This is a genomic window from Achromobacter spanius, assembly GCF_003994415.1.
Taxonomy (GTDB): domain Bacteria; phylum Pseudomonadota; class Gammaproteobacteria; order Burkholderiales; family Burkholderiaceae_B; genus Achromobacter; species Achromobacter spanius_C.
The window spans coordinates 2,838,300-2,861,179 of record NZ_CP034689.1 but is presented as its reverse complement, the minus strand read 5'-3'; the positions used below and the strand labels follow the sequence as shown (position 1 = coordinate 2,861,179).

The following is a 22,880-nucleotide window of genomic DNA, read 5'->3' as shown; positions in this document are numbered from 1 at the left end:
ATCTGCGCGATAGGTCCCGGGGAACGTCTGCATGATGGGTTGCGCGCGATTGTTGGCGGGGTTCTTGCAGAGCGAATGACGCGCTTCACCCATCCTACGGATGGTGGATCGTAGGATGGGTGAAGTGCGGCAACGCCGGCCCGCGAAAACAAACGCTTGTCGCACGGAACCCATCAGCGGCGGCGGCCATGGCACACAACCCCGCGCCACGGTAGACAATCCCGTGCTGCGGTAGACTTGCCTGCAATTCCGCGTCGCCGACGCGGCACGACACGACGCCACGACGAACGCGTTGCCCCAGGAGTCCCCCGATGTCATTGGAAAAGCACTACACCGCCATTCTCGAAGCGCTAGGGGAAGACCCGTCCCGCGAAGGCTTGGCCGATACGCCCGCCCGCGCGGCCAAGGCCATGCGCCATCTGTGCCGTGGCTACTCGCAAGACCTGGACGAAATCGTCAACGGTGCGCTGTTCACGTCCGACACGCGCGAAATTGTCCTGGTGAAAAACATCGAACTGTATTCGCTGTGCGAACACCACATGCTGCCCTTCATCGGCAAGGCCCACGTGGCCTATCTGCCGGCCGGCAAGGTGCTGGGCTTGTCCAAGGTGGCCCGCATTGTGGAAATGTATGCGCGCCGCCTGCAAATCCAGGAAAACCTCAGCCGCCAGGTGGCCGAGGCCGTGCAAAGCGTGACCGGCGCGGCCGGCGTGGCCGTGGTGATCGAGGCCCAACACATGTGCATGATGATGCGCGGCGTGGAAAAACAGAATTCGTCCATGGTCACTTCGGTGATGTTGGGCGAATTTCACGACAACCCGTCCACGCGGGCAGAGTTCCTCAGCCTGATCCGCTGATATTTCCCCCATCCCCACAACGGGCGGTGCGGCCAGGCAGGCTGCACCGCCCGTTTCACTTGGCATTGAATCGGCAGAGATAGCCCGCCACACAGCTCTTGCTTGCTCAATTGCCCGCCGGCCTTTCGCGCCCCCAGGCCGGTTTCGCGCGGCACGCGTGCACCAGGATAAAAATCAGACCAAACCGCCACTTTGAGGCGCCTGATTTCGGCCAATTGAAATGGCTCAAATCCCTGCGGCAAGCGGCTGTTTTCATGCGACCGACTGGCGAAAGCGGGCTGTACATTGAAGTCATTCGCAGCCCCCTCACAATCATTACGCTGCGAACCGCGACCAAGCGATCGGAGCCGCCACAGCCTTCGAAAGCAAACGTCGTGAGATGTCTAGTTGTTGTTTGAAGTTGCAGTCGTCGCAGCAAAAACGGTGTTGCCGCCTTCCCCCCCCGATCTGGCGCACCGTTCGCAGCAACTTTACCCCGGCCGGCCTGCCGGCCGGGGCACTTTTAAGACTCTTCCAATTCACAAGAGCGTTATTAGCCGTCAGCATGACGGGTCGCCTGGCGTGCATGCCTTACCGCTGCATTTCGTTGCGCCAGTCCGTGTGAGGAACGCCGGCAGTTTGCAAACCGCGTCTTGGCGCGGCCCCGCAAGCCCATGGTGTCCATTCGATGCAGTAACCCATGAAAGTCCTCGTAATCGACAATGACAAGACCTCGGCTGAAGCACTGAGCCACACGCTTGCCGAGCAAGGCCAGATCGTTCACATTGCCACCGATGGCGCAAGCGGTCTTCGCATCGCAAAAACGTTTCCGTACGACCTGATCCTGCTGGATGTGCAGCTACCCGTCATGGATGGCTTTACGGTGCTGCGGGAACTGCGCAAGGAAAGCAATGTGCCCGTGCTGATCGTCTCGGCCCGCGACGAGCTGCAAGCCCGCGTGCAAGGCTTGAGCGAAGGCGCGGACGACTACCTGGCCAAACCCTATGCCACCTGCGAGCTCGTCGCGCGGATGAAGGCCATCAGCCGACGGTCTTCGCCCATCGACGACGCTGGCGCGCAGCATGTCTTGCGCGTGGGTGATCTTGAACTTCAATTACTGAGCCGCAAGGCCTTGCGCGAAGGGCAGCGCATCCGGCTCACGGCCATTGAATTCGCCCTGCTTGAACGACTGATGCGCAAGCACGGCGAAGTGCAATCTCGCATGAACCTGGCCGCGCATGTGTGGGGCATCAATTTCGACCGTGGCACCAATGCCATCGACGTCGCCGTGCGCAGGCTGCGCATGAAGATGGATGACCCCTTCAGCACGCGCCTGCTGCATACCGTATGGGGCCTGGGTTACGTCATGGAACAGCGAGAGCCGTCGAACTGACGCGCTTGGCGCATCAGTTCACCATCACATCACCGTGGCGCCGTGGCCTTCCCTGGACACGGCGCGCGGTCGAAGGTAATGGCCGGTGCCCGGCTCGCCGTGCACGCGACTGCCGTCATACACCAATTGGCCGCGCCGCCACGTCCCAAAAACATGCACGGTATGGGGCTGCCCGACGTGCTCGGTTTGCCGCGAAGCCGAACGTCCGGGCGCCAGCACAACGAAGTCCGCGTCCTTGCCTATGTCCAACGACCCCTTGCGGTCGTCCAGCAGGAAATGTTCGGCGGGCTTTTGCGACAGCAGGCGCACCACCAAGCACGGCGACAGGCCACGCGATTCGCAGCCGGACCACAGCGCCGGCAGAAGCAGGTCGGGGCCGTAATCGACCATGGGCGCCGGCCATTCGCCGCCATCGTCGCCGCGGGCCAGGTAGCCCGACGATACGAAAGTACCCATGTCGGTCGCCAGACGCCGCCACAGTGCGTCGACCTCCACACGCGGACGCAGCAGCGGATAGTCGTCAGGTGTCCCACCAAACTGCTGCAGCGCGTCTTCGATGCTCATCATCAGGCTGCGCAGGCTGGTTTCGATCGTGACCCAATGCCCGGCCTGGCGGTAACGGGCGCACAAGGCATAGCCCTGTTCGGACCAGACATCGGCGGCTTGCATGCGCACGCCAGCCGCCGCACCCACGCGGCATAGCAACCGCGTCGTCAAGCCTTCGATCAGCGGCAGATTGGCGCGGGCCAGCACTTCCCTGCCCGGCCTGCCGGCGTTCAGAAGCCGCCGCGCATTGCGGCTGACGGTCAGGCGCGCATGGTTGTGCATGCTGCAAGCCAGCCCAAAGCGCGCAATGCCCTGGAAGGCCTGAAGCAAATCGCTTTCGTGATGGGCGAAGCGCTGCCGTTCGGCCTCGAATGTGGGGATGGAAAACGCGCATACCCCACCCCGCGCCAAGGCGTCCGCCGCGTCCAGGCCATGCTCGGTGTTGACGGTGCCAGCCACTGCCACATCCACATGCGCCTCGCGTCCGATGCGCGAGACCATCGCATCCAGCTGCGCGCGGCTGGCTACCACTTCAGCGTGCTCGTAGGGCATGTCCACCAACGTCGTCACGCCCCCTGCCGCCGCCGCGCGGGATGCCCGGCCAATGCCGCAACCGTCTGCCCAACCGCCTATATAGGTACGGCTATCGACAGCGCCCGGCAGCACCCATAGCCCGCGCGCATCCACCTGATCGCGCGCGGCGGGCGGGCTGTGGCTGCCCATTGCCGCGATCCTGCCGTCCATGATGCCTAACCAACCGTCTTCCAGAATGCTATCGGCGCTGATCAGCGAACCGCGTATCACCATGTCGAAATCGCTCATTGTTTTCTTCTTGTCGTGAGAGCACACGCTTGCCCCGATCCCCGGGGACGCACGCATGCGTAGCGTTGATCGACCGTCGGCCTGCTCCCCGCGGAAACGGGCCACCGGATACTACCGGGCAGGCGCCAGATCCTCCTTCCGGCGCCGCTTCGTCAGAACACTTGCCAATCGTCTTGCACGTCGGCCCCGGCGCCGGCCGCCTTGGGCCGTTGCAAGGCCACGCGGCGGCGCGCTGCCGGGGCCCTGGCCTGAGCCTGGACCTGGTGGGCCTGGACCGGTTCGCGCGCGACAGGCATGTCGATCACCACGCGCGGCGACACGTTGAAGATGGCGACGGTTTGCGCCAGGCCTTCGGCCTGGTCACGCAAGGCCCGCGCGGATGCGGCTGCCTGCTCGACCAGCGCGGCGTTCTGCTGCGTGGCCTCGTCCATGCTGGAGACCGCCAGGTTGACCTGGTCGATGCCTTGCGCCTGCTCGCTGGACGCGGCGGCGATTTCTCCCATGATGTCGGTCACGCGGTGCACGGCGTTCTCGATTTCGCGCATGGTGGCCCCCGCAAGCTCCACCTGTTGCGCGCCCGCCTGGACCCGGCCAGCCGAATCGGCGATCAATTGCTTGATTTCACGGGCCGCCAGGGCGCTGCGTTGCGCCAGCGCGCGCACTTCGCCTGCCACCACCGCAAAACCCTTGCCCTGGTCGCCGGCGCGAGCCGCCTCGACCGCGGCGTTGAGCGCCAGGATGTTGGTCTGGAAGGCAATGCCGTCGATCACCGACACGATGTGCGTGATCTTGGCCGAACTGGCGCTGATGTCCTGCATGGTGCCGACCACGTCCGCCACCACCGCCGCGCCGCGCCCCGCCACTTGCGACGCGCCCTCGGCAAGCTCGTTGGCGCGCAGCGCGTTGTCGGCGTTTTCCTTGACGGTTACCGCCAACCGACCCATCGACAACGCGGTTTCTTCAAGCGTGGCGGCTTGCTGCTCGGTACGCGACGACAACAACACATTGCCGTCCGCAATGTCGTGCGTACCCCGGCTGATCTGCTGCACGCTTTGGCGAACGGCGGCCACCGTCTTGGCCAGGCTGGCCTGCATGCGTTGCAGGCCAAGAAAAAGCTGACCGATTTCATTGTGGGACTTGATCTCGATGTGGTTGGTCAAATTGCCGTCGGCAATGCTCTGGAAGTGAGCGCCGGCGCGCAGCAAGGGACGCAGCACGGACCGGCTGACGAACAGCGCGGCGCCAATGCTCTGCAACACGGCGGCGGCAAGCAGCGCCGCGATCAGGATGTTGGCGCGCAGGTGCTGGCTGGCCGCCGCCGCGACATAAGCGTTGGTCTGCGCATCGACATAGGCCAGGTAGTCGGCCACCTCGTGGTCAAAGGCCAGGTGCGCGCCCTGCACCGCATCCATCTGCAAGGCGAAGGCGCGGGCATCCTGGCCGCGCATGGATTCGAACTGCTCGGCGGCCAGCGCGTCATAGTGTTTGAACGCGGCCGCCACCGGCGCGGCTTTTTCTTGCAGCGCAGGGGCCCGGACCTCATTGGAGAAGGCCTCGAAGCGGGCGCGCGAACGGCGCCACAGATCTTCGGCGCGGGCGGCGTCGGCATCGCTTTGCTGGGTGCGGCCGACCTGCCGGTTGATCATGGCCGCGTCCATCGCCAGCCGCGCCCGCAGCATCAGCGTGTAGGCCTCGTAGGCGGGCACGACGCGCATCGAATAGGCTTCGTTGACCTGGTCCAGCTTGGCATTGCTGGACCGGGTGTCCAGCCAGGCCGCGCCGTTGGCGGCCAACATGCCAATAAAAAACAGCGCGAGCAAGATGCCCAGGCAGCTGCGGATTCTTAGATTGGTGAACATACGACCTCGACGGAATTCATGGCCCCGGGGGCTGCGGCCAGGCGCCAGCGGAACACCGACACTCCAGGCCCTCCATCGCACCCGCATGGCCGGACGAAACGACTGTATCCCAGCACGCCAGACAAATCGTTAACAAATGAATGACATTTCCGTCACTGGAAAATCCAGCGCTGCTGGTAACTCGTGCTGCTATGGCGGCATCGGGCATTTGGCCGATACCCGATGCCGCGGCCCCGGCACACGCTGAGACCCACCCGCCGCCACGCGGTTTGGCTCCTACTGAACCGCCCATCTGGACCTAGCGTTCTGGCCCTATCCGGGCAAACTGGCACCAGGCCGCACCGGCACAAAGCCGGTCGCGTCGGGGCGCGGCCCACTCTCTTTCGGAGATCACCATGAACGCGATTTACCGCCTCATCCGCCGCTGCACCCTGGCCGGCCTTGCCGCCGCGCTATTGGCGGCGCCTGCCTACGCGCAGACCAAGCTGGTCGTTGGCTACCAGCTCATCGTCGGACCCTTCCTGTCCGCCATTGCCGACGGCAGTTTCGACAAAGCCTTGAAAGACGCCGGTTACCAGGTCGACTGGCGCCAGTTCACCTCGGGCGGCGACATTTCCACGGCGCTCGCCTCGGGCAATGTGCCGGTCGGCGTACTGGGTTCCACGGGCATTACGTCGGCCGCGACCCGCGGCGTGGACCTGCAACTGTTCTGGATCCTGGACAACATCGGCAAGTCCGAAGCCCTGGTGGCGCGCAACGGCTCGGGCATCAACAGCACGGCCGACCTCAAGGGCAAGCGCGTGGCGACGCCGTTCGTGTCGACCTCGCACTTCCACTTGCTGGTGGGCATGGATCAGGTCTGGAAAATCAACCCGCGCGACGTGCGCATCCTGAACATGCAACCGCCACAGATCGTGGCCGCCTGGCAGCGCGGCGACATCGATGCCGCCTATGTCTGGCCGCCCGCGCTGACTGAAATCGAAAAGACCGGCAAGGTCATCGCCGACTCCGAAGCCATTGGCCGCGCCAGCGTGCCCACGTTTGACGGCATCGTTGTGGACCGCGCCTGGGCCGCCAAGAACCCGAAATTCATGGCCGCCTTCACCAGCGTGCTGGCCAAGTCCTACGCCGACTACCACGCCAACGGCGCCAAATGGACGCCCGAATCGCCCGAGGTCAAGGGCATCGTGCGGCTGATCGGCGGCAAGCCGGACGACATTGTCAGCGCGCTCAAGCTGCTGGTGTTCCCGACCGCGCAGGAACAGGCGTCACCGACCTGGCTGGGCGGCAAGGATGCGGGCGCGGTACGGGCGCTGGACGCCAGCGCCAAGTTCCTGAAAGACCAGAAGCAGATCGACCGCGCGCTGACCGACTACAGCCCGCACGTTACGGACCAGTACGCGAAGGCCGCCGCCAAATAGCCGCGCCGTCTTTGCCCAGCACGCCCGCCTTGCCGCGGGCGTGCCGTCATAAGGGGAATCCGCATGACCCAGCCATCCCACCCCGCCGCCCTGGCCTTGCGCGCGGACCACGTCGGCGTTACCTACCCCGGCATGCATGACAGCGGCCCGGTGGTGGCGCTACATGACGTCAACCTGACCATCGAACCCGGCGAATTCGTGGTGGCGCTGGGCGCGTCCGGCTGCGGCAAGACCACCTTGCTGAGCCTGCTGGCCGGCTTCCTGTCGCCAACCGAAGGCGAGATCACGCTGGGCGGACGGCCCATCACGGGCCCGGGCGCCGAGCGCGGCGTGGTGTTCCAGAAGCACGCGCTGCTGCCCTGGCTGAACGTGCTGGAGAACACCGAGTTCGGCCTGAAACTGCAAGGCGTGGACAAAGCCACACGGCGCGCCCGCGCCCGCCGCAACCTGGAACTGGTGGGCCTGCAGGACTTTCACCGTCACATGATCTACCAGTTGTCCGGCGGCATGCAGCAGCGGGTGGGCATTGCCCGCGCCCTGACCTGCGACCCCGCCATGCTGCTGATGGACGAACCGATGGCGGCGCTGGACGCGCTGACGCGCGAAACCATCCAGGAGCTGCTGCTGGACATCTGGCGCCAGACCAACAAGATGTTTTTCTTCATTACCCATAGCGTGGAAGAGGCGCTGTTCCTGGGGTCGCGGTTGATCGTCATGTCGCCGCGCCCGGGCCGCATCACACACACCTTCACGCCGGACTTCAACCGGCGCTACCTGGAGACCCGCGATGGCCGCCGCATCAAATCCAGCCCCGACTTCATCGCCATGCGCGAGCAAGTCCTTGGCATCATCTACGGCGACGAGCTTGCCGCCCACGAGCCCGCTCATGCATAAAGCGCGCGGCGGCCACAAGCCCGCCGCACCCGGCAAGGTGTATGGCGCGCCGGGCGCGGGCTACAGCAGCCACATCAGCCTGATCACCACCGTCGCGCTGATTGCACTGTGGTTCCTGGCCACCAGCACGGGTTGGGTCAAGCCGCTGTTCCTGCCGTCGCCCTTTGCGGTCTACGACAAGTTCATCTCGGCCATGACCGACGGCGTGGCCAATTCCACGCTGGCCGAACACGCCATGGCCAGCCTGACACGGGTGTTCTCGGCGTTCTTCCTGGCCTGCGTGACCGCCGTGCCCATCGGCATATTGATGGGCGTGAACCGCTACGCGCGCGGCATCTTCGACCCGCCCATCGAGTTCTACCGCCCGCTGCCACCGCTGGCCTACCTGCCGCTCATCATCATCTGGTTCGGCATCGGCGAATTTCCGAAGATCCTCCTGATCTACCTGGCCATCTTCGCGCCGATGGCGATCGCGGCGCGCGCCGGGGTGCGGTCGGTATCCATCGAACAGATCCATGCGGCTTACGCCATGGGCGGTACGCGCATGCAGATCGTCTGGCATGTGATTCTGAAGGCGGCCATGCCCGAGATCTTCACGGGCTTGCGCATCGGCATCGGCGTGGGCTGGACCACCTTGGTGGCGGCGGAAATGGTGGCCGCCGACCGTGGCCTGGGCTTCATGGTGCTGAACGCCGCGCAGTTCCTGGCCAGCGACATCGTCATCATGGGCATCATCGTGATCGGCGTGTTCGCCTTCGCGTTCGATCTGCTGGTGCGCTACGTGGAAAAATTCGCCATTCCGTGGAAGGGGCGTGTCTAGACAGCCGGCAGGGCAATCCCCCATTCCGCCCCATTTTTGCGTCCTCTATTCTGGAAAGCGGATTGCGCCGCCCCCGCCTTGGGGGCCCGCGCCGCCTTCACAAGGAGCCGTCATGTCCAGCCAGGCCGCCATGCAAAAGCCTGTGTTGTGGGATCGTCTGTTCGAACGGGAAAGCGCGCCCAACCTCAGTCTGCAAGGCCGCGTGCGGCAGATGTTGGTGTCGGCCATTCTTAGCGGGCATCTGCCGCCCGGCATGCCCGTGCCCTCCAGCCGCCAGTTAGCCGATCAGTTGCGCATTGCGCGCAACACCGTCGTCTTCGCCTACCAGCAACTGGTCAGCGAAGGGTATCTGGTGTCACGCGAACGCAGCGGCCATTTTGTCTGCGATTCCGTCATGCAGGGGCATTCGGGGTCGGCCAGCGAAGCGGCGGCGGCCGTGTCCCCTGCTGAGGAACCGCAACAGATCCGCTGGGACGAACGGCTGCGCTTTCGCCCGTCGCGCCAGCGCAATATCAGCAAGCCGCAAGACTGGCAGAAGCAGCCCTACCCTTTTGTGTACGGGCAGTTCGACCCCGACCTGTTTCCCACGGCGGAATGGCGCGAGTGCTGCATCAAGGCGCTGTCGGTGCTGGACATCCGCAGTTGGGCGCCCGACCTGATCACCCACGACGACCCCGCGCTGATCGAACAGATCCGCACGCAAGTGCTGCCGCGCCGGGGGGTGTGGGCCGACGCCGAGGAAATCGTCATCACCGTGGGCGCGCAGCATGCGCTGTATCTGCTGGCCGACCTGCTGGTCAACGAAGACACGGTGGTGGGCATGGAAGACCCTGGCTACCCGGACGCCCGCAACATCTTCGCCAGCCATACGCGCCACCTGCTGCCCATGCCCGTGGACGAAGGCGGCTTGTGCACGGGCACGCACCTGCTGGGCTGCGACTATGTCTTCGTGACGCCGGGCCATCAATGCCCCACCACCGTCACGCTGTCGATGGAACGCCGCGAAACCCTGCTGGCCCTGGCGCGCCAGGCCGACAGCATGATCATTGAAGACGATTTCGAAAGCGAAAGCCGCTGGGGCGAAGGCGCCATTCCGGCCTTGAAAAGCCTGGACCGCGATGGCCGCGTCATCTACGTGGGCAGCCTGGCGAAGTCGTTCGCGCCCGGCTTGCGCATCGGCTATATCGTCGCGCCGCGCGAACTGACCCGCGAACTGCGCGCGCTGCGCCGGCTGATGCTGCGCCACCCGTCCGCCTACATCCAGCGTGCGTTCTCGCTGTTTATTTCTCTGGGCCACCACCATTCGCTGCTGCGCAAGCAATCGCAGGCCTACCAGAAGCGCGGCGCCGAACTGACCCAAGCGCTGGCCCGCCACCTACCCGACTTCACCCCCACCCCCATCACGGGTTCTTCGTCCTGCTGGCTGCAAGGCCCGCCGTGGCTGAACGCCGCCGAATTATCAGAAGCCGCGCTGGCCGAAGGCGTGGTGGTGGAACCCGGCGACGTCTTCTTCATGAACGGCGCCAACGCCCCCGGCAATGTCTTGCGCGTGGGCTTCACGTCGATCCGCCCGGAACTGATCGAACCGGGTATCGCGAAACTGGCGCAAGTGGTGCGCCGATTTCGGTTGCGGGCGGCGGCTTAGGGGGCAGACAACGCCGTCGCCAATGGGCGGCAAGGCGCGGTGCGCGTCGAGGCTTAACGAGTGACGAAGGGCGTTAGATGAGCCAATTTTCAACGGCAAGGCCACGGATACGTTCAAATTCTCGGGTGTTCCCGGTCACGAGCGTAAGGCGCAAGGCATAGGCCTGGGCACCAATCAACATATCGTTGGCCCCGATGGTTTTCCCTTCGGCTTCGAGCTCGGCGCGAATGCCGCCGTACTCGGCATCAGCCGGCACATCGAGAGGCAGGATCGGAATCGTCTCCAACAAGCTCTCAACCTTGGCTGTCAGCTTGGGAGACCCTTTCTTGGCGCAGCCGTAACGCAACTCGGCCGCCACGACGATGCTGGTGCAAATTTCCTGATGACCGACCCGCTCGATATGACGCGCAGCGGGACCATCGGGGTCACGAACCAGGGCACTGATGATGTTGGTGTCCAAGAGATAGCCGCTCACAGAATGTCCTCCGGCTGGGGCGGCATGTCAGCGATATCGGGAAATTGATCGTCGGGCCCGAGCGGCTCATCCTTTCGCCATTGAGCCAGCAGTTCAACAATGTTCCTCGGTCCCGCCACAGGTTCAATGATGAGCTTGGTGCCCTCACGACGGATCAATACTCGGTCGCCAGGCAGTTCGAATTCAGCGGGAATACGGACGGCCTGGCTCCGATTATTTCGGAAGAGTTTGGCCTCGCGTGGCCGGGACGCGATAACTGGAATGGGCATGGCACTGGTCTCGCTCAGGTTGCATATGCCACATTGTATATGCCAATCTCAAATTTGCACTACAAATGCTCATCCCGCAGGTGATACCAGCGGTACAGCAAGCCCTGCCCCAGTCGTCTGAACGGGGCGAACAGATGGCCGGGTAGCGGGGAATCGTAGATGGGCAGGTTCCACGGGGCGCCGTCCTTGCCCATCATTCGCTGGGCCAGCCGTTTGCCGGCTTGCGCGGAAAAGGCTACGCCGTTGCCGCCGTAGCCGAAGGCGTAATACACGGGCTGGGCGGGGTCGGGTTGCGTGACGCGCGGCATCATGTCGTGGCTGACGTCTACCCAGCCCCACCACGAATACGCCACTTCGACGTCACGTAGCGACGGGAACTTCCTGGCCAGGCCTTCGCGCAGCAGCGCCAGATGGCGCGGGTGTTGCGCGTCGGCGCCGTGCAGGGCGCTGCGGCTGCCGATCTGCATGCGGCCGTCGGGCAGCAGGCGGTAATAGAAGCGCAGCGTGCGGGTGTCGGTGATGAAGACCGTGCTTTTCAGGCCGGCGGCGGCGCGTTCGGCATCCGTCAGCACGCGCGTGACCATGGAGTTGGACAGCACCGGCATGATGCGGTTGTCCAGCAGCGGGTTCACGCCCTGCGCGGTGTAGCCACCCGTGGCGAAGGCGACGCGGCGGGCGCGCACCACGCCGGCTGGGGTGTGCAGCAGAATGGCGCCCTTGTCCATGCGCCAACCCAGGACGGGGCTGGACGGATGCACCCGCACGCCCAGCGCACGTGCCTGGCGCAGGTAGCCGTACGCCAATTTCAAGGGGTGCACGCCCACGCCGTCGGGCTCGTGCATGGCGCCGACCGCCTCGTGGTCGTGGACGTAGCGCTCGCGCAGTTCGTCCTGGGTAAGCATCTTGGCGTCGTAGCCAAACACTTCCCGCATCACCCGCGCTTCGTTGGCCAGGAACGCCATTTTCTTCTGGCGATGCGCGGTGTACAGGTGCCCGCCCGGCTGCGCGTCGCAGTCCACCTGCGCGACCAGGCTTTTCCAATACTCGAAGCCCTCGCGGATTTCGGCGTCCAGGCGCTTGGCGGTATCCAACCCCCAACGGCTGATCCATTGCGACCGGTACAAGCGTCCCGAGGCATTTTGCCCCTGGCCCCCGTTGCGGCTGGTGCAGCCCCACACGGCGCGGTTGGCTTCCAGCACCAGCGCGCGTACGCCGAAGTCGCGCGCCAAAGTCAGTGCCGCCGACAGGCCGGTAAAGCCCGAGCCCACGATCACCACATCGGCATCGACGTCGCCCTGGATAGGGCCATCATCTTCGGGCGGCGCGCCGGCCGTGGCGACCCAGTAGGTGGGCGCGTAGTCCTGCCCCTGCCCGGGTGGCGACACCAGCGGGTCGTAGGTGGGGTTGTAGGCGGCGCGCGCGGCAGCACCCGGCGTCGGGCGCGTAGGTTCGAAGGACATTTGGGTATCCATGCGTGTCTCACGCACGCGCGGGCAAGGCGGGGCGCTGCTTGCGGAACGCATTCTTCACGCGGATCTTGCCGTTCTGGAACGTGAAGATGTCGACCATGTCGGCCTCTACGCGCGAGCCGTCGGCGGCGGTGCCGGTGAACGTGCATTCCGACACGCCGCGATCGCCCGCGACCCAATGCCGGCCGTTGTTCCACTGCGCGTCGGGGAAGTTTTTCCAGGCCGCCGCGAACGCCGCCCGCACCGCTTCCGTGCCCGTGTGCCGGCTGCCGCAGGCGTCGGGGCCGCCCACGGTTTCGAACACGCAGTCTTCGCTCATGAAGCCCATCAGGGCATCGATATCGTGGCGGTTCCAGGCGGCCGCGAATTCGGCCAGCATGTCGGCGGTGACGGTGTTTTGCATTGCCTACCCCTCTACTTGAAAGGCCGGCGCGAAGCGCGCGCGGGCGTCTGGACTCAAGGTACGTGGCGGGGGTGGCAGGGTCTAGAACCAGACACGGGGAATCGGTTGCACCAGAACCATCACTCGGCGCGTGCCGCCAGCATCGCGCGCGCGTGCAGCACGGCAATGGCGCAACTGTTGACGCGCGCCTGCACGGAATCGGACCGGCTGGTCAGCAGCACCGGCACGCGCGTGCCCAGCACCAGGCCGGCGGTGCCCGCGCCCGCCAGCCAGGTCAGTTCCTTGTAGAGCATGTTGCCCGCCTCGATATCCGGGGCCAGCAGAATGTCAGCGTCGCCCGCCACCCGCGACTCAATGCACTTTTCCCGCGCCGCCTCGCGCGATATGGCGTTGTCGAACGCCAGCGGGCCGTCGATGTCGCCGCCCCGGATTTGCTGGCGGTCGGCCATCTTGGACAAGGCCGCCGCGTCCAGCGTGGCCGGCATGGCGGGGTTGACGGATTCGGTGGCGCACAGCACCGCCACCTTGGGCCGGGCGATGCCCAGCGACTGCGCCAGGTGGATGGCATTTTGCGCGATGTCGGCCTTTTCCATCAGCGTGGGCGCGATGTTGACCGCCGCGTCCGTCAGGATGAAGAGCTTGGCATAGGCTTCCACCGCCATCACGAAGGCGTGGCTGATGCGCCGATTCGTGCGCAGGCCGGATTCCCGCGACACCACGGCCGCCATGAAATTATCGCTATGCAGGCTGCCCTTCATCAGCATCTGCACCGCGCCGTCGCGCGCCAAGCCGGCCGCCGTCTGCGCGGCCAGCCGTTCATCGTCGGGCGTATCGACGATGTCAAAATCCCCCGGCCGCAAGCCTGCTTGCTCCAAGCGCTCCAGCAGCTTGCGCGCCGGCCCGACCAGCACCGGCTCGATGTGGCCGGCCCGTTGCGCCTCGACCGCGGCCTCAAGACTGGACGGGGACAAGGGATACGCCACCGCCGTGCGCAGGCGCCCCGCCGACAGCGCGGCATCGCGCAGCGGCGCGAACAATCGATCGCTAGCCATATAGACCGTGCTCCCAGAGCCAGGAAACGAACGCCCGGCGCGAAGGCGCCGGGCGCAGAAGCCGCCTGCGATCAGCGCCGCGCCGGATCAATCGGCAAGGGCACCTCACCCGCCTGGAACGGCTGGTTCACGTAAGGCTTGTACTTGTCCAGGAAGCGCACCGGCTGCTTCAGGGCGTCGCGCCGGAAGGGGTCGCCCAGTTCCTGGCTGACCATCATTTCCAGCACGGTGGTCTTGCCTTCGGATTGCGCCTGGCACGCGGCCTGCAACGCGGCGCCCACCTGGTCCGCGTGCTCGACCCGGATGCCCTCGGCCCCCATGGCGCGCGCCAGTTCAGAGAAGTTGGGGTTCAGCAGGTTGCTGCCCACGAAGCGGCGGCCGTAGAAGTCCACCTGGTTTTTCTTTTCGGCGCCCCACTGGCCGTTATGGAAGACGACGGCGGTGACGGGAATTTTCTCGCGCACGCAGGTCAGCAGTTCCTGGAAGCTCATGCACCAGGCGCCGTCGCCCACATAGGCCACGGCCGGCCGGTCGGGCCGGCCCAGCTTGGCCCCGATCAGCGCCGGCAAGGCGTAGCCGCAGTTGCCAAAGCTCATGGCGGCCAGCATGGAGTTCGGTTCGTCAAAGCGCAGGTAGCTGTTGGACACCGAGCAGATGTTGCCAATGTCGGTGGACACCATCACATGCTTGGGCATGGCGCGTTCCAGCTCGCGCAGCATGCGCCGGGGGTGCATGCGGCCGCCGCCTTGTTCAATGATGTCCAGGCTCCAGTCGTCGCGTTCGTGCGACCAGCCGTCAAGCTCCGCTTCCCAGGCCGCCTTTTGGGACGCAATGTCGTCGCCGCGCGCGGCCTTGGTGCGCACGCACGCCACCTCGCGCGATTTGAGTTTGGCGGTCAAGGCGGCGGCGGTCGGCTTGGCGTCGCCGCAGATGCCCACCGACACCGGGCGCACCAGCCCCAGCATGCGGTGGTCGGCATCCACCTGGATGATGCGCGCGCCTTGGGGCCAGTAGTCCAGCCCGTGCTGGGGCAAGGTGCCAAAGGGACCCAGGCGCGTGCCCAAGGCCAGCACCACGTCGGCCTGTGACAGCAACTTCATGCCGGCCTTGGCGCCCTGGTAGCCCAGCGGCCCGCACCACAGCGGATGGCTGGCGGGAAAGGCGTCGTTGTGCAGATAGCTGGTGACGACCGGCGCGCCCAACAATTCAGCCAGCGCCACGCATTCGGCCTGGCCTTCCGAGAACAACACGCCGCCGCCCGCCACGATGACCGGGAACTTGGCCTCGGCCAACAGGCGCGCGGCCGCTTCCAGGTCTTCTTCCGCGCCCGGCCCGCGCCGGATGCGGCGCGGCTCGGGGATGGCCACGTCGATTTCGCCGTAGAAATAATCGCGCGGAATGTTCAGTTGCGTCGGGCCGCGTTCAGCCAGCGCGTTGTCAAAGGCCTTGGCCGTGAATTCCGCCATGCGGTCGGGGCGGTTCACGTGCGCCTGGTACTTGGTGATGCGCGAAAAAATGGGCAGTTGCTCGGTTTCCTGGAAGCCGCCCAGGCCCATGCCGGCCGTGCCGGTTTCGGGCGTGATCGCCACGACGGGGCTGTGCGCCCAGTAGGCGGCGGCCACCCCGGTCACGAAATTGGTGATGCCCGGCCCGTTCTGCGCAATGCAGACGCCATGGCGGCCGGTCACCCGCGAATAGCCGTCGGCCATGTGGGCGGCGCCTTGCTCGTGCACGGTGGGTACAAAGCGGATGCCGGCGGCGGGAAACAGGTCCAGCGCGTCCATGAAGGCCGAACCGACAATGCCGAATACGTCTTTGACGCCCTGCGCGACCAGCGTTTCAACGAACGCTTCACTGGGGGTCATGTGTTGCTTGCTGCTCATGGTCTCTCTCCTGGCAGGCCGGCGCCGTGGGAGGCTTGCGCAAAGCGTGCCGGGGGGCTCGCTTCGTGCTTGCATCATGGCCGGGGTGATTCGATACTGCCGGAGAAATCCCGCGTTTCCCATACCGCCGCGTTCCATTTTCTGCAAAATCCGTGCAACGCTGCCCCCACCGCCGCTGAATCTTCAATTATTGAAAGATGAAAGACGAATCCTCCGCCGCCTTGCGCGCGCTGACCCTGCTGGAACAGGTGGCCCAATCCGACGCGCCCGTGTCGCTGGCGGCGCTGACCGAGGCCACGGGCCTGCCCAAGCCGTCGGTGCTGCGCATCCTGACGCGCCTGGTCGATGCCGGCATGCTGCTGCGCGAGCCCGCCGGCAAAAGCTATGTCAGCGGACCTCGGCTAAGCGCCCTGGCGCGCGACACCCTGCTGAATTCCCCGCTGCGGGGCGAACGCCATCGCATCCTGGACAGCCTGGTCGACGAGATCGGAGAAACCTGCAACTGCACCATGGTCGACGGGGACGAAGTCATCTACCTGGACCGCGTGGAAACCGCCTGGCCGCTGCGCGTGAACCTGCAAACGGGGTCGCGCGTGCCCCTGCATTGCTCGGCCAGCGGCAAGCTGTTTCTGGCCCACATGCGGCGCGAAGCGCGCGCGCGGCTGCTGGCCGCCGCCCCCTTGCCGCGCTATACGCCCAACACCCTGTGCGACGTAGGCGCCTTGGAACAAGAGCTAAGCGCCATCCGCAAGGAAGGCGCCAGTTTCGACCGCGAAGAATTTCTGCTGGGCATCGTCTGCATGGCGGTGCCCATTTTGCGCGGGTCGCGCGTGATTGCCGCGGTGGCGCTGCACGCCCCGGTGGCGCGGCTGTCCATCGACGGCGCGCGTGCCTGGCTGCCCCGCATGCAAGAGGCCGCCCAGGCGCTTGCCGGCACCTACGACGCCGAGGGCTAGGGCCTGGGCATGGCAGGCCTTACACTGTCGGTCGACTTTGTTTTTTCGCGGATTTTGCGATCCGCCATATTGTGACCAACACGCCCTTTTCCACCCTGCCCCTCTTGCCCGCCCTGCTCGACAACCTGCAAAGCCTGGGGTTCGAGCAAATGACGCCTATCCAGGCGCAAAGCCTGCCACTGATCCTGGAAGGCCGCGACATCATTGCGCAAGCCAAGACCGGCAGCGGCAAGACCGCGGCGTTCGGCCTGGGCGTGCTGCAAAAGCTGGACACCACCACGCTGACGCCGCAAGCCCTGCTGGTTTGCCCCACGCGCGAACTGGCTGACCAGGTTGCGCAGGAACTGCGCCGCCTGGCCCGCCTGATTCCCAACGTCAAGATCCTGACCCTGTGCGGCGGCGCGCCCGCTCGCCCGCAAGCCGAATCGCTGGCGCGCGGCGCGCATCTGGTCGTGGGCACGCCCGGCCGCATTCAAGACCACCTGGAACGCGGCAGCCTGGACCTGGCCGGCCTGACCACGCTGGTGCTGGACGAGGCCGACCGCATGGTCGACATGGGCTTCTACGACGACATCGTCGCCATTGCCTCGCACTGCCCACCGAAGCGCCAGACGCTGCTGTTTTCGGCTACCTACCCGGACAACATCCGCAAGCTCAGCGCGCGTTTCCTGCGCAACCCGGCCGAAGTCAAGGTGGAAGCGCAGCACGATTCCAGCCGCATAGAACAGATCTTCTACGAGATCGACGGCAAAGACCGCCTGGACGCCGTGGCCCGCCTGCTGGCGCATTTCCGCCCGGTATCCACACTGGCCTTCTGCAACACCAAGATCCGCAGCCACGACCTGGTTGAACGCCTGCGGGCCGACGGCATCAGCGCGCAAGCCCTGAACGGCGACCTGGAACAACGCGAACGCGACGAAATCCTGATCCAGTTCGCCAACCAGAGCTGCGCCGTGCTGGTGGCCACCGACGTGGCCGCCCGTGGCCTGGACATCCAGAACCTGGGCGCCGTGATCAACGTGGACGTCACCAAAGACACCGAAGTGCACGTGCACCGCATCGGCCGCAGCGGCCGGGGCGACCAGAAAGGCCTGGCGCTAAGCCTGTGCTCGCCCGACGAGATGCGCTGGGCGAACCTGGTTGAGCAATACCAGGGCTCGCCCTTGAAATGGGGCGACATCAAATCGCTCAAGCCCAAGGCCGACCGCCCCCTGCGCGCACCCATGGTCACGCTGTGCATCCAGGGCGGCAAGAAAGACAAGCTGCGCCCGGGCGACCTGCTGGGCGCGCTCACCGGCGACGGCGGGCTGACCTTTGAACAGGTGGGCAAGATCAACATCACGGAATTCAACGCCTATGTGGCGCTGGACCGCCAGATTGCCAAGCAGGCGTTTTCGCGGGTATCCAACAGCAACATCAAGGGCCGGCGCTTCCGTATGCGCTTTCTTGAGGAATTCTGATTTCTGGCTTGACCGGATATTTGGACGGACTTCGCGCGACGCATCGCGATGTCAGCGTGACGAAAGCTTGATGATTTCGCTGGGCATTTGCCATAATGGCGCCGCTTGACGCAGCCGCCACGCTTGGCGCGCGGCGGTGTGGACTTGGAACCATGGGTTCGCGGTGGGTTCCAACGAAGCCTTGTCCCTTATCAACCATCACAAGAGAAACTCACCATGATCAAGTCCGACGATACCGGCAAGCTGATCCTGCGCCTGACCCTCGGCATTCTGATTCTGCTTCACGGCCTGTCCAAACTGATGGGCGGCGGCGTGACGGGCATCAGCGGCATGCTGTCTTCGCATGGCCTGCCTGGCTTTCTGGCCTATGGCGTGTATGTGGGCGAAATCATCGCGCCCGTGCTGCTCATCATTGGCGTCTACACGCGTCTGGGCGCTTTGATCATCGCCATCAACATGGTGGTTGCCATTTTGCTGGCGCATGCCGGCCAACTGGGCAGCCTGAGCAATAACGGCGGCTGGGCGCTGGAACTGCAAGGCATGTTCCTGTTCACCGCGCTGGCGCTAGCCTTCATGGGCGCTGGCCGTTTCAGCCTGGCTGGCAACGGCGGTCGCTGGAACTGACGCCAGGCGCGCCATGCGCCATCGCCGTAACGCCGCATGACGCGACGTTACGCAACACGGGGCCGCTCATGCGGCCCCGTTGCTTTTGCGGCAAAGATTGATACCAACGACATGCGCCGTCACGCAGGCGCAAACATCGGTCACGCGAAAGCTGTTTCGGATCGATTACAAAGACGAACCGCCGCCATCCGGTATGGCCTAATCCTTACCAGCGCACCAGGGCGTAAGCCACGCCTGGCGCTGGTTGGGAGTCATGAAATGAAAAAGAGCCTGCTGTTGATGATGGTGATGGCCAGTTCGCTGACCGGTTGCGTCGTGGTGCCCGCGCGCCCGGCCCACTATCGACCGGCACCGGTGTATTACACGCCGCACTACTACTATCCCGCGTATCCCGCGCCGCATTATTACTACCGCGGATATTGACCGCGCGTTATTGACCGTCGCGTTATTGATCATCGTGCGCGACGTGTCTCAGGAGCAGCCATGACGCCCTCTATCCGGATTTTCCGCTTGCGGCCCGCCGTGGCCACCGTTGCGCTATTGGCGATAAGCGCCGGCGCGATGGCGCAAACCTATGCGCCGCCCCCCGCGCCCGCGGCGCCCGCCTATGACGCCGGCGACCCCGCCAACGCCAACCTGGCGCTGGTGGACCGCAGCCCCGAGCCGCCCCCGCCCCTGCCCGTCTATGTGCAGCCCCCCGCCCCGGCCGACGGCTATATGTGGGTGCCCGGCTATTGGAGCCGCAACCGCTACGGCTATTTCTGGGTACCTGGCGCCTGGGTACAGGCGCCGTACATCGGGGCGCTATGGACGCCCGGATACTGGGGGTACACGAATGGCCTGTACGTGTGGAATGCCGGTTATTGGGAGCCCCACGTCGGCTTTTATGGCGGCATCAACTACGGCTTCGGCTATGTGGGCCTGGGGTATGTGGGCGGCTACTGGAAGCGCGACCGCTTCTACTACAACCGCTCGGTGACCAACGTGAACGTCACGCGCGTCACCAACGTGTACAACCACACCGTGGTGGTCAACAACGTTGATAGGCGACGCGTCAGCTATCACGGCGGCCCCGATGGCATCCGGCGCGCGGCGGACCCGCGCGAACTGGCCGCGCGCCATGACCGCCACGCGCCGCCCACCGACATGCAACGCCGCTACATGCGCGACGCCGGCAGCAACCGTGCGCAGTTCTACGACCACAACAAGGGCCGCCCGCCGCAAGCGTTCGTCGACCATCGCGACAATGACCGTCCGCCCCAAGGCCAACGGCCCGGCGGCGACGGCAGGCGCCCCGACACGGATCGCGGCAACCCGAATCGCGGTGATCAAGCGCGGGGTCCTGCGCCGTCGCAGGCACGCGGCCCGTCGCAGCGAGACCAACCGCGAGACCAGCAGCGAGACCAGCAAGCCGCCTTGCAGCAGTCGCGCCAACAGCAGTCGCGAGATCAGCAGGCCCGTCAGCAGCAAGATCGACAGCAGCACGATCGACAACAACAGGCCCGCCCGCAGCAGGAACGCGAGCAACGCCAGCAGCAACGCCCGCAGCAAGGCCGCGAACCGCAACACCAACAGGCTCGCCAGCAACCTGCACGGGAACAGCCGGCGCGCCCGCAGCAGGCAAGAGAACAGCCCCGGCAGCATGCGCAAGATCGCCCGCAGCAGGCACGAGAGCAACCCCCGCAGCGGCAGCAAGGCGGCGAAGGCCGAGGCGGCGGGCCGAACCGTGACTGAACTGGACCCCTCGCCGCGCGCGGACTACAGTAGGCCACTTGCCGCCAACCGCCGCGCGCGCCACTGATTTATTGGAGACTCCCATGAAGCGCCTCGTACCCTGCCTGATGTTCTGCGGCCTGCTTGCCGCCGCGTCCGCCCAGGCCGCCTTGAATGTCGGCTCCCCCGCTCCCGACTTCAGCACGCAGGCATCCTTGGGCGGAAAGGTCTTCACCTTCAAGCTGAACGATGCGCTCAAACAAGGCCCGGTCGTGCTGTATTTCTTTCCCGCCGCGTTCACGCAGGGCTGCACGATCGAAGCGCACAACTTTGCCGAGGCCACGGACGAATACAAGTCCTTGGGCGCTACCGTCATTGGCGTGTCCACCGACGACATCGACACGCTGAACAAATTTTCGGTCAGCGAATGCCGTGGCAAATTCGCCGTGGCGGCCGATGGCGACGGCAAGATCATGAAAGCCTACGACGCCGTCCACGACAAGCGCCCGGAATACGCCCAGCGCGTGTCCTACGTGATTTCGCCGGAAGGCAAGATCCTGTATGAATTCACTGACATGAGCCCCGAATCACACGTGGCCAACACCATGCGCGCCCTGCGCGACTGGAAAGCCAAGCAATAAGGCGCAAAAAAAACAAGGCGCCCGCGGGCGCCTTGGCATTGAAACAGGGTGGCCGGCCTAATTGAACGGCCACACCGTGGGATGCGATCCGGGCGGGTTCGACGGACGCGTCCAACGGGCCGGCGTATCAGAGAAACGCGCGGCGTGGCGCACCGCCACCAATTCACCGAAACCCGACGCCTCGGTATCCAGCAAGCCGTCAAAGCCAGGCATGCGACAGCTTAGCCCGCCATCCACCCTGCCCAGGCCACGCAGCCAGTGCGCGGTTTGCGCCAGCGACACGCGCACGTGCCAGCTACCGCCTTCCGTCGCCTGGCGCGCCAGCGCCGCCTGCGCGCCAAACGCCATCAGATACCCCGAGGCGTAGTCCAAAATCTGCACGGGCAAGGGCTTGGGCGCGTCCTGGCCCGCCGCCTGGGCTTCGGCATGATTGAAGCCCGTGGCGGTTTGCACCAGGGAATCAAAACCACGGCGATTCGCCCACGGGCCCACGGTGCCATACGCCGACAGCGACACATACACAATGCCGGGGCGGATACGCGCGGCATCCTGCGGGCCAAAGCCCAGGGCGGCCAGGCCGCCAGGCCGGTAGCCCTGCACGAACACGTGCGCGCTACGCAGCAGATTGCCCAACGCGATACGTCCGTCCGCGGTGTCCAGGTCCGCCAGCACCGACAGCTTGCCTCGGCTGGTTTCGATGATGTTGTCGATGTTGGGCAATTGCGGTGAATTCACCAGCATCACATCAGCACCATAGGCGGCCAGCGTGCGTCCGCAGACCGGGCCGGCGATGATGCGCGTCAGGTCCAGCACGCGGATGTCTTTCAACGGCCGCGCGTCATGGCCGTACTTGGGCAAGGGCCGGGGGTCGGCCTCGCCAATGCGTTCGATCGTCATCAGGGGCTGGGCGGCAATGGCCTGGCCCTGGGGATGGCGGTCCCACTCGTCAAAGCTGCGCATGGCCGACACCACCAGGCCCGCGTCGGCGGCCACCTGTTCAAAGTCCAGCGCTTTCCAGCGGCTCAATGCGGCTTCGACGGTTTCGCGCGTGGTGCCTTCGCCCGTGGGGCAGCCCAGAAGCGCCAACGCGCCGTCGCGATGATGCGCAAAGTTGGCATGGATGCGGACCCAGCCGCCGTCGCCACAGCGGTACAGGCCGCTGATGGGGTCCCAGATGTTGGGCGTGACGCCGTTGATCGTGAAATGGCTGCGGCATTCCTGCGCGGCATGCAGCATGTCGACGCTGACCTGCTGGCGCGTGCCGCCACGCAAATACCAAAGTTCCGCCGCGGCCAGCGCAGCGGCCGCCATGCTCGTTTGCGCCGCGGTCCCTACCGCAAAAGACGAGGGAAGCACTGGGTCGGCGCCGGTCAGCATCACGTGATCAAGCGATTCGCCGGGCAAATCAAGTGAACGCCACAATGTCTGGAGGGCGTCGCGGGAGGTCGTGCCGGCGGATGAGCGTCCTCGTAGAAAGGACGGGCGAAGGTCCATCAGATTTCCCATAGCGTTCAACTTTTCTTAGTCGTTGAACTGATTACATGGCGACGGCCCAGGCGCGTCAATACAAACCTTGGGCCAGCGTGTTTCACGGTTTGACCGCTATCAGGGCCGTAGCGGGTGCGCTACCCGCACGGGTTCGTCACATCTACTCGTAGTTTTTACATCGTCTTCCATGACTCTGGCCAATATAGAATGC

21 protein-coding genes are annotated in these 22,880 nt (G+C 65.2%); 12 read left to right on the top strand and 9 right to left on the bottom strand.

Annotation, left to right across the window (positions count from 1 at the left end; all coding sequences use genetic code 11):
* The first annotated feature begins 311 nt into the window (after positions 1-311).
* Complete coding sequence (gene folE, locus ELS24_RS13245) at positions 312-857, top strand: GTP cyclohydrolase I FolE (protein ID WP_050446490.1); 546 nt, start codon at positions 312-314, stop codon at positions 855-857.
* Between the two features lie 679 nt (positions 858-1,536).
* Positions 1,537-2,229: a response regulator transcription factor gene (locus ELS24_RS13240; protein ID WP_127184363.1), complete on the top strand. Its 693-nt coding sequence runs from the start codon at positions 1,537-1,539 to the stop codon at positions 2,227-2,229.
* 24 nt (positions 2,230-2,253) lie between these two features.
* Here ELS24_RS13240 and ELS24_RS13235 read toward each other — a convergent pair whose 3' ends face one another.
* On the bottom strand, positions 2,254-3,597 hold the full coding sequence (locus ELS24_RS13235) for an amidohydrolase family protein (RefSeq protein WP_164741247.1): 1,344 nt from the start codon (positions 3,595-3,597) through the stop codon (positions 2,254-2,256).
* Between the two features lie 152 nt (positions 3,598-3,749).
* A complete protein-coding gene (locus ELS24_RS31525) occupies positions 3,750-5,456 on the bottom strand; it encodes a methyl-accepting chemotaxis protein (RefSeq protein WP_275066583.1) in 1,707 nt (568 codons plus the stop codon).
* Between the two features lie 395 nt (positions 5,457-5,851).
* On the opposite strand from ELS24_RS31525, the gene tauA reads away from it, so the two are divergent.
* From tauA to ELS24_RS13210, 4 genes are all read left to right on the top strand, one after another.
* Complete coding sequence (gene tauA / locus ELS24_RS13225) at positions 5,852-6,877, top strand: taurine ABC transporter substrate-binding protein (protein ID WP_127184360.1); 1,026 nt, start codon at positions 5,852-5,854, stop codon at positions 6,875-6,877.
* Between the two features lie 63 nt (positions 6,878-6,940).
* On the top strand, positions 6,941-7,771 hold the full coding sequence (locus ELS24_RS13220; RefSeq protein ID WP_050446495.1) for a taurine ABC transporter ATP-binding protein: 831 nt from the start codon (positions 6,941-6,943) through the stop codon (positions 7,769-7,771).
* Entirely contained in the window at positions 7,764-8,591 is an 828-nt protein-coding gene (locus ELS24_RS13215; RefSeq protein ID WP_127184359.1) for an ABC transporter permease subunit, read from the top strand. Before ELS24_RS13220 ends, ELS24_RS13215 begins: the two co-directional genes overlap by 8 nt.
* Before the next feature lie 112 nt (positions 8,592-8,703).
* Entirely contained in the window at positions 8,704-10,236 is a 1,533-nt protein-coding gene (locus ELS24_RS13210; RefSeq protein WP_127184358.1) for a PLP-dependent aminotransferase family protein, read from the top strand.
* A 73-nt stretch (positions 10,237-10,309) separates the two neighbouring features.
* On the opposite strand, the gene ELS24_RS13205 is transcribed toward ELS24_RS13210, so the two are convergent.
* The 6 genes from ELS24_RS13205 to xsc form a co-directional block, all read right to left on the bottom strand.
* On the bottom strand, positions 10,310-10,711 hold the full coding sequence (locus ELS24_RS13205) for a type II toxin-antitoxin system VapC family toxin (protein ID WP_127184357.1): 402 nt from the start codon (positions 10,709-10,711) through the stop codon (positions 10,310-10,312).
* On the bottom strand, positions 10,708-10,980 hold the full coding sequence (locus tag ELS24_RS13200) for an antitoxin (RefSeq protein WP_127184356.1): 273 nt from the start codon (positions 10,978-10,980) through the stop codon (positions 10,708-10,710). The genes ELS24_RS13205 and ELS24_RS13200 overlap by 4 nt, the downstream gene beginning before the upstream one ends.
* Before the next feature lie 59 nt (positions 10,981-11,039).
* Entirely contained in the window at positions 11,040-12,440 is a 1,401-nt protein-coding gene (locus ELS24_RS13195; protein ID WP_205736967.1) for an NAD(P)/FAD-dependent oxidoreductase, read from the bottom strand.
* Positions 12,441-12,459: 19 nt separating this feature from the next.
* Complete coding sequence (locus ELS24_RS13190) at positions 12,460-12,852, bottom strand: nuclear transport factor 2 family protein (RefSeq protein WP_127184354.1); 393 nt, start codon at positions 12,850-12,852, stop codon at positions 12,460-12,462.
* 119 nt (positions 12,853-12,971) lie between these two features.
* Positions 12,972-13,904, bottom strand: coding sequence for a bifunctional enoyl-CoA hydratase/phosphate acetyltransferase (locus ELS24_RS13185; RefSeq protein ID WP_127184353.1), 933 nt, complete (start codon positions 13,902-13,904; stop codon positions 12,972-12,974).
* Positions 13,905-13,975: 71 nt separating this feature from the next.
* Positions 13,976-15,787, bottom strand: a complete 1,812-nt coding sequence (gene xsc, locus ELS24_RS13180) for a sulfoacetaldehyde acetyltransferase (protein WP_127184352.1) — start codon at positions 15,785-15,787, stop codon at positions 13,976-13,978.
* Positions 15,788-15,984: 197 nt separating this feature from the next.
* On the opposite strand from xsc, the gene ELS24_RS13175 reads away from it, so the two are divergent.
* From ELS24_RS13175 to ELS24_RS13155, 6 genes are all read left to right on the top strand, one after another.
* Positions 15,985-16,743, top strand: coding sequence for an IclR family transcriptional regulator (locus ELS24_RS13175; protein WP_127184351.1), 759 nt, complete (start codon positions 15,985-15,987; stop codon positions 16,741-16,743).
* A 71-nt stretch (positions 16,744-16,814) separates the two neighbouring features.
* On the top strand, positions 16,815-18,203 hold the full coding sequence (gene dbpA / locus ELS24_RS13170) for an ATP-dependent RNA helicase DbpA (RefSeq protein WP_050446504.1): 1,389 nt from the start codon (positions 16,815-16,817) through the stop codon (positions 18,201-18,203).
* A 216-nt stretch (positions 18,204-18,419) separates the two neighbouring features.
* Positions 18,420-18,827 carry a DoxX family protein gene (locus ELS24_RS13165; RefSeq protein WP_050446505.1) on the top strand — a complete coding sequence of 136 codons (408 nt, stop codon included), beginning with the start codon at positions 18,420-18,422 and terminating at the stop codon, positions 18,825-18,827.
* Between the two features lie 258 nt (positions 18,828-19,085).
* Positions 19,086-19,250 (top strand): hypothetical protein, encoded by a 165-nt coding sequence (locus ELS24_RS30925; protein ID WP_164741246.1) that lies wholly within the window; start codon positions 19,086-19,088, stop codon positions 19,248-19,250.
* 60 nt (positions 19,251-19,310) lie between these two features.
* Complete coding sequence (locus ELS24_RS13160) at positions 19,311-20,561, top strand: YXWGXW repeat-containing protein (RefSeq protein ID WP_127184350.1); 1,251 nt, start codon at positions 19,311-19,313, stop codon at positions 20,559-20,561.
* 83 nt (positions 20,562-20,644) lie between these two features.
* On the top strand, positions 20,645-21,181 hold the full coding sequence (locus ELS24_RS13155; RefSeq protein ID WP_127184349.1) for a peroxiredoxin: 537 nt from the start codon (positions 20,645-20,647) through the stop codon (positions 21,179-21,181).
* 57 nt (positions 21,182-21,238) lie between these two features.
* Here ELS24_RS13155 and ELS24_RS13150 read toward each other — a convergent pair whose 3' ends face one another.
* A complete protein-coding gene (locus ELS24_RS13150) occupies positions 21,239-22,687 on the bottom strand; it encodes a CoA transferase (RefSeq protein WP_127184348.1) in 1,449 nt (482 codons plus the stop codon).
* Positions 22,688-22,880 lie beyond the last annotated feature (193 nt).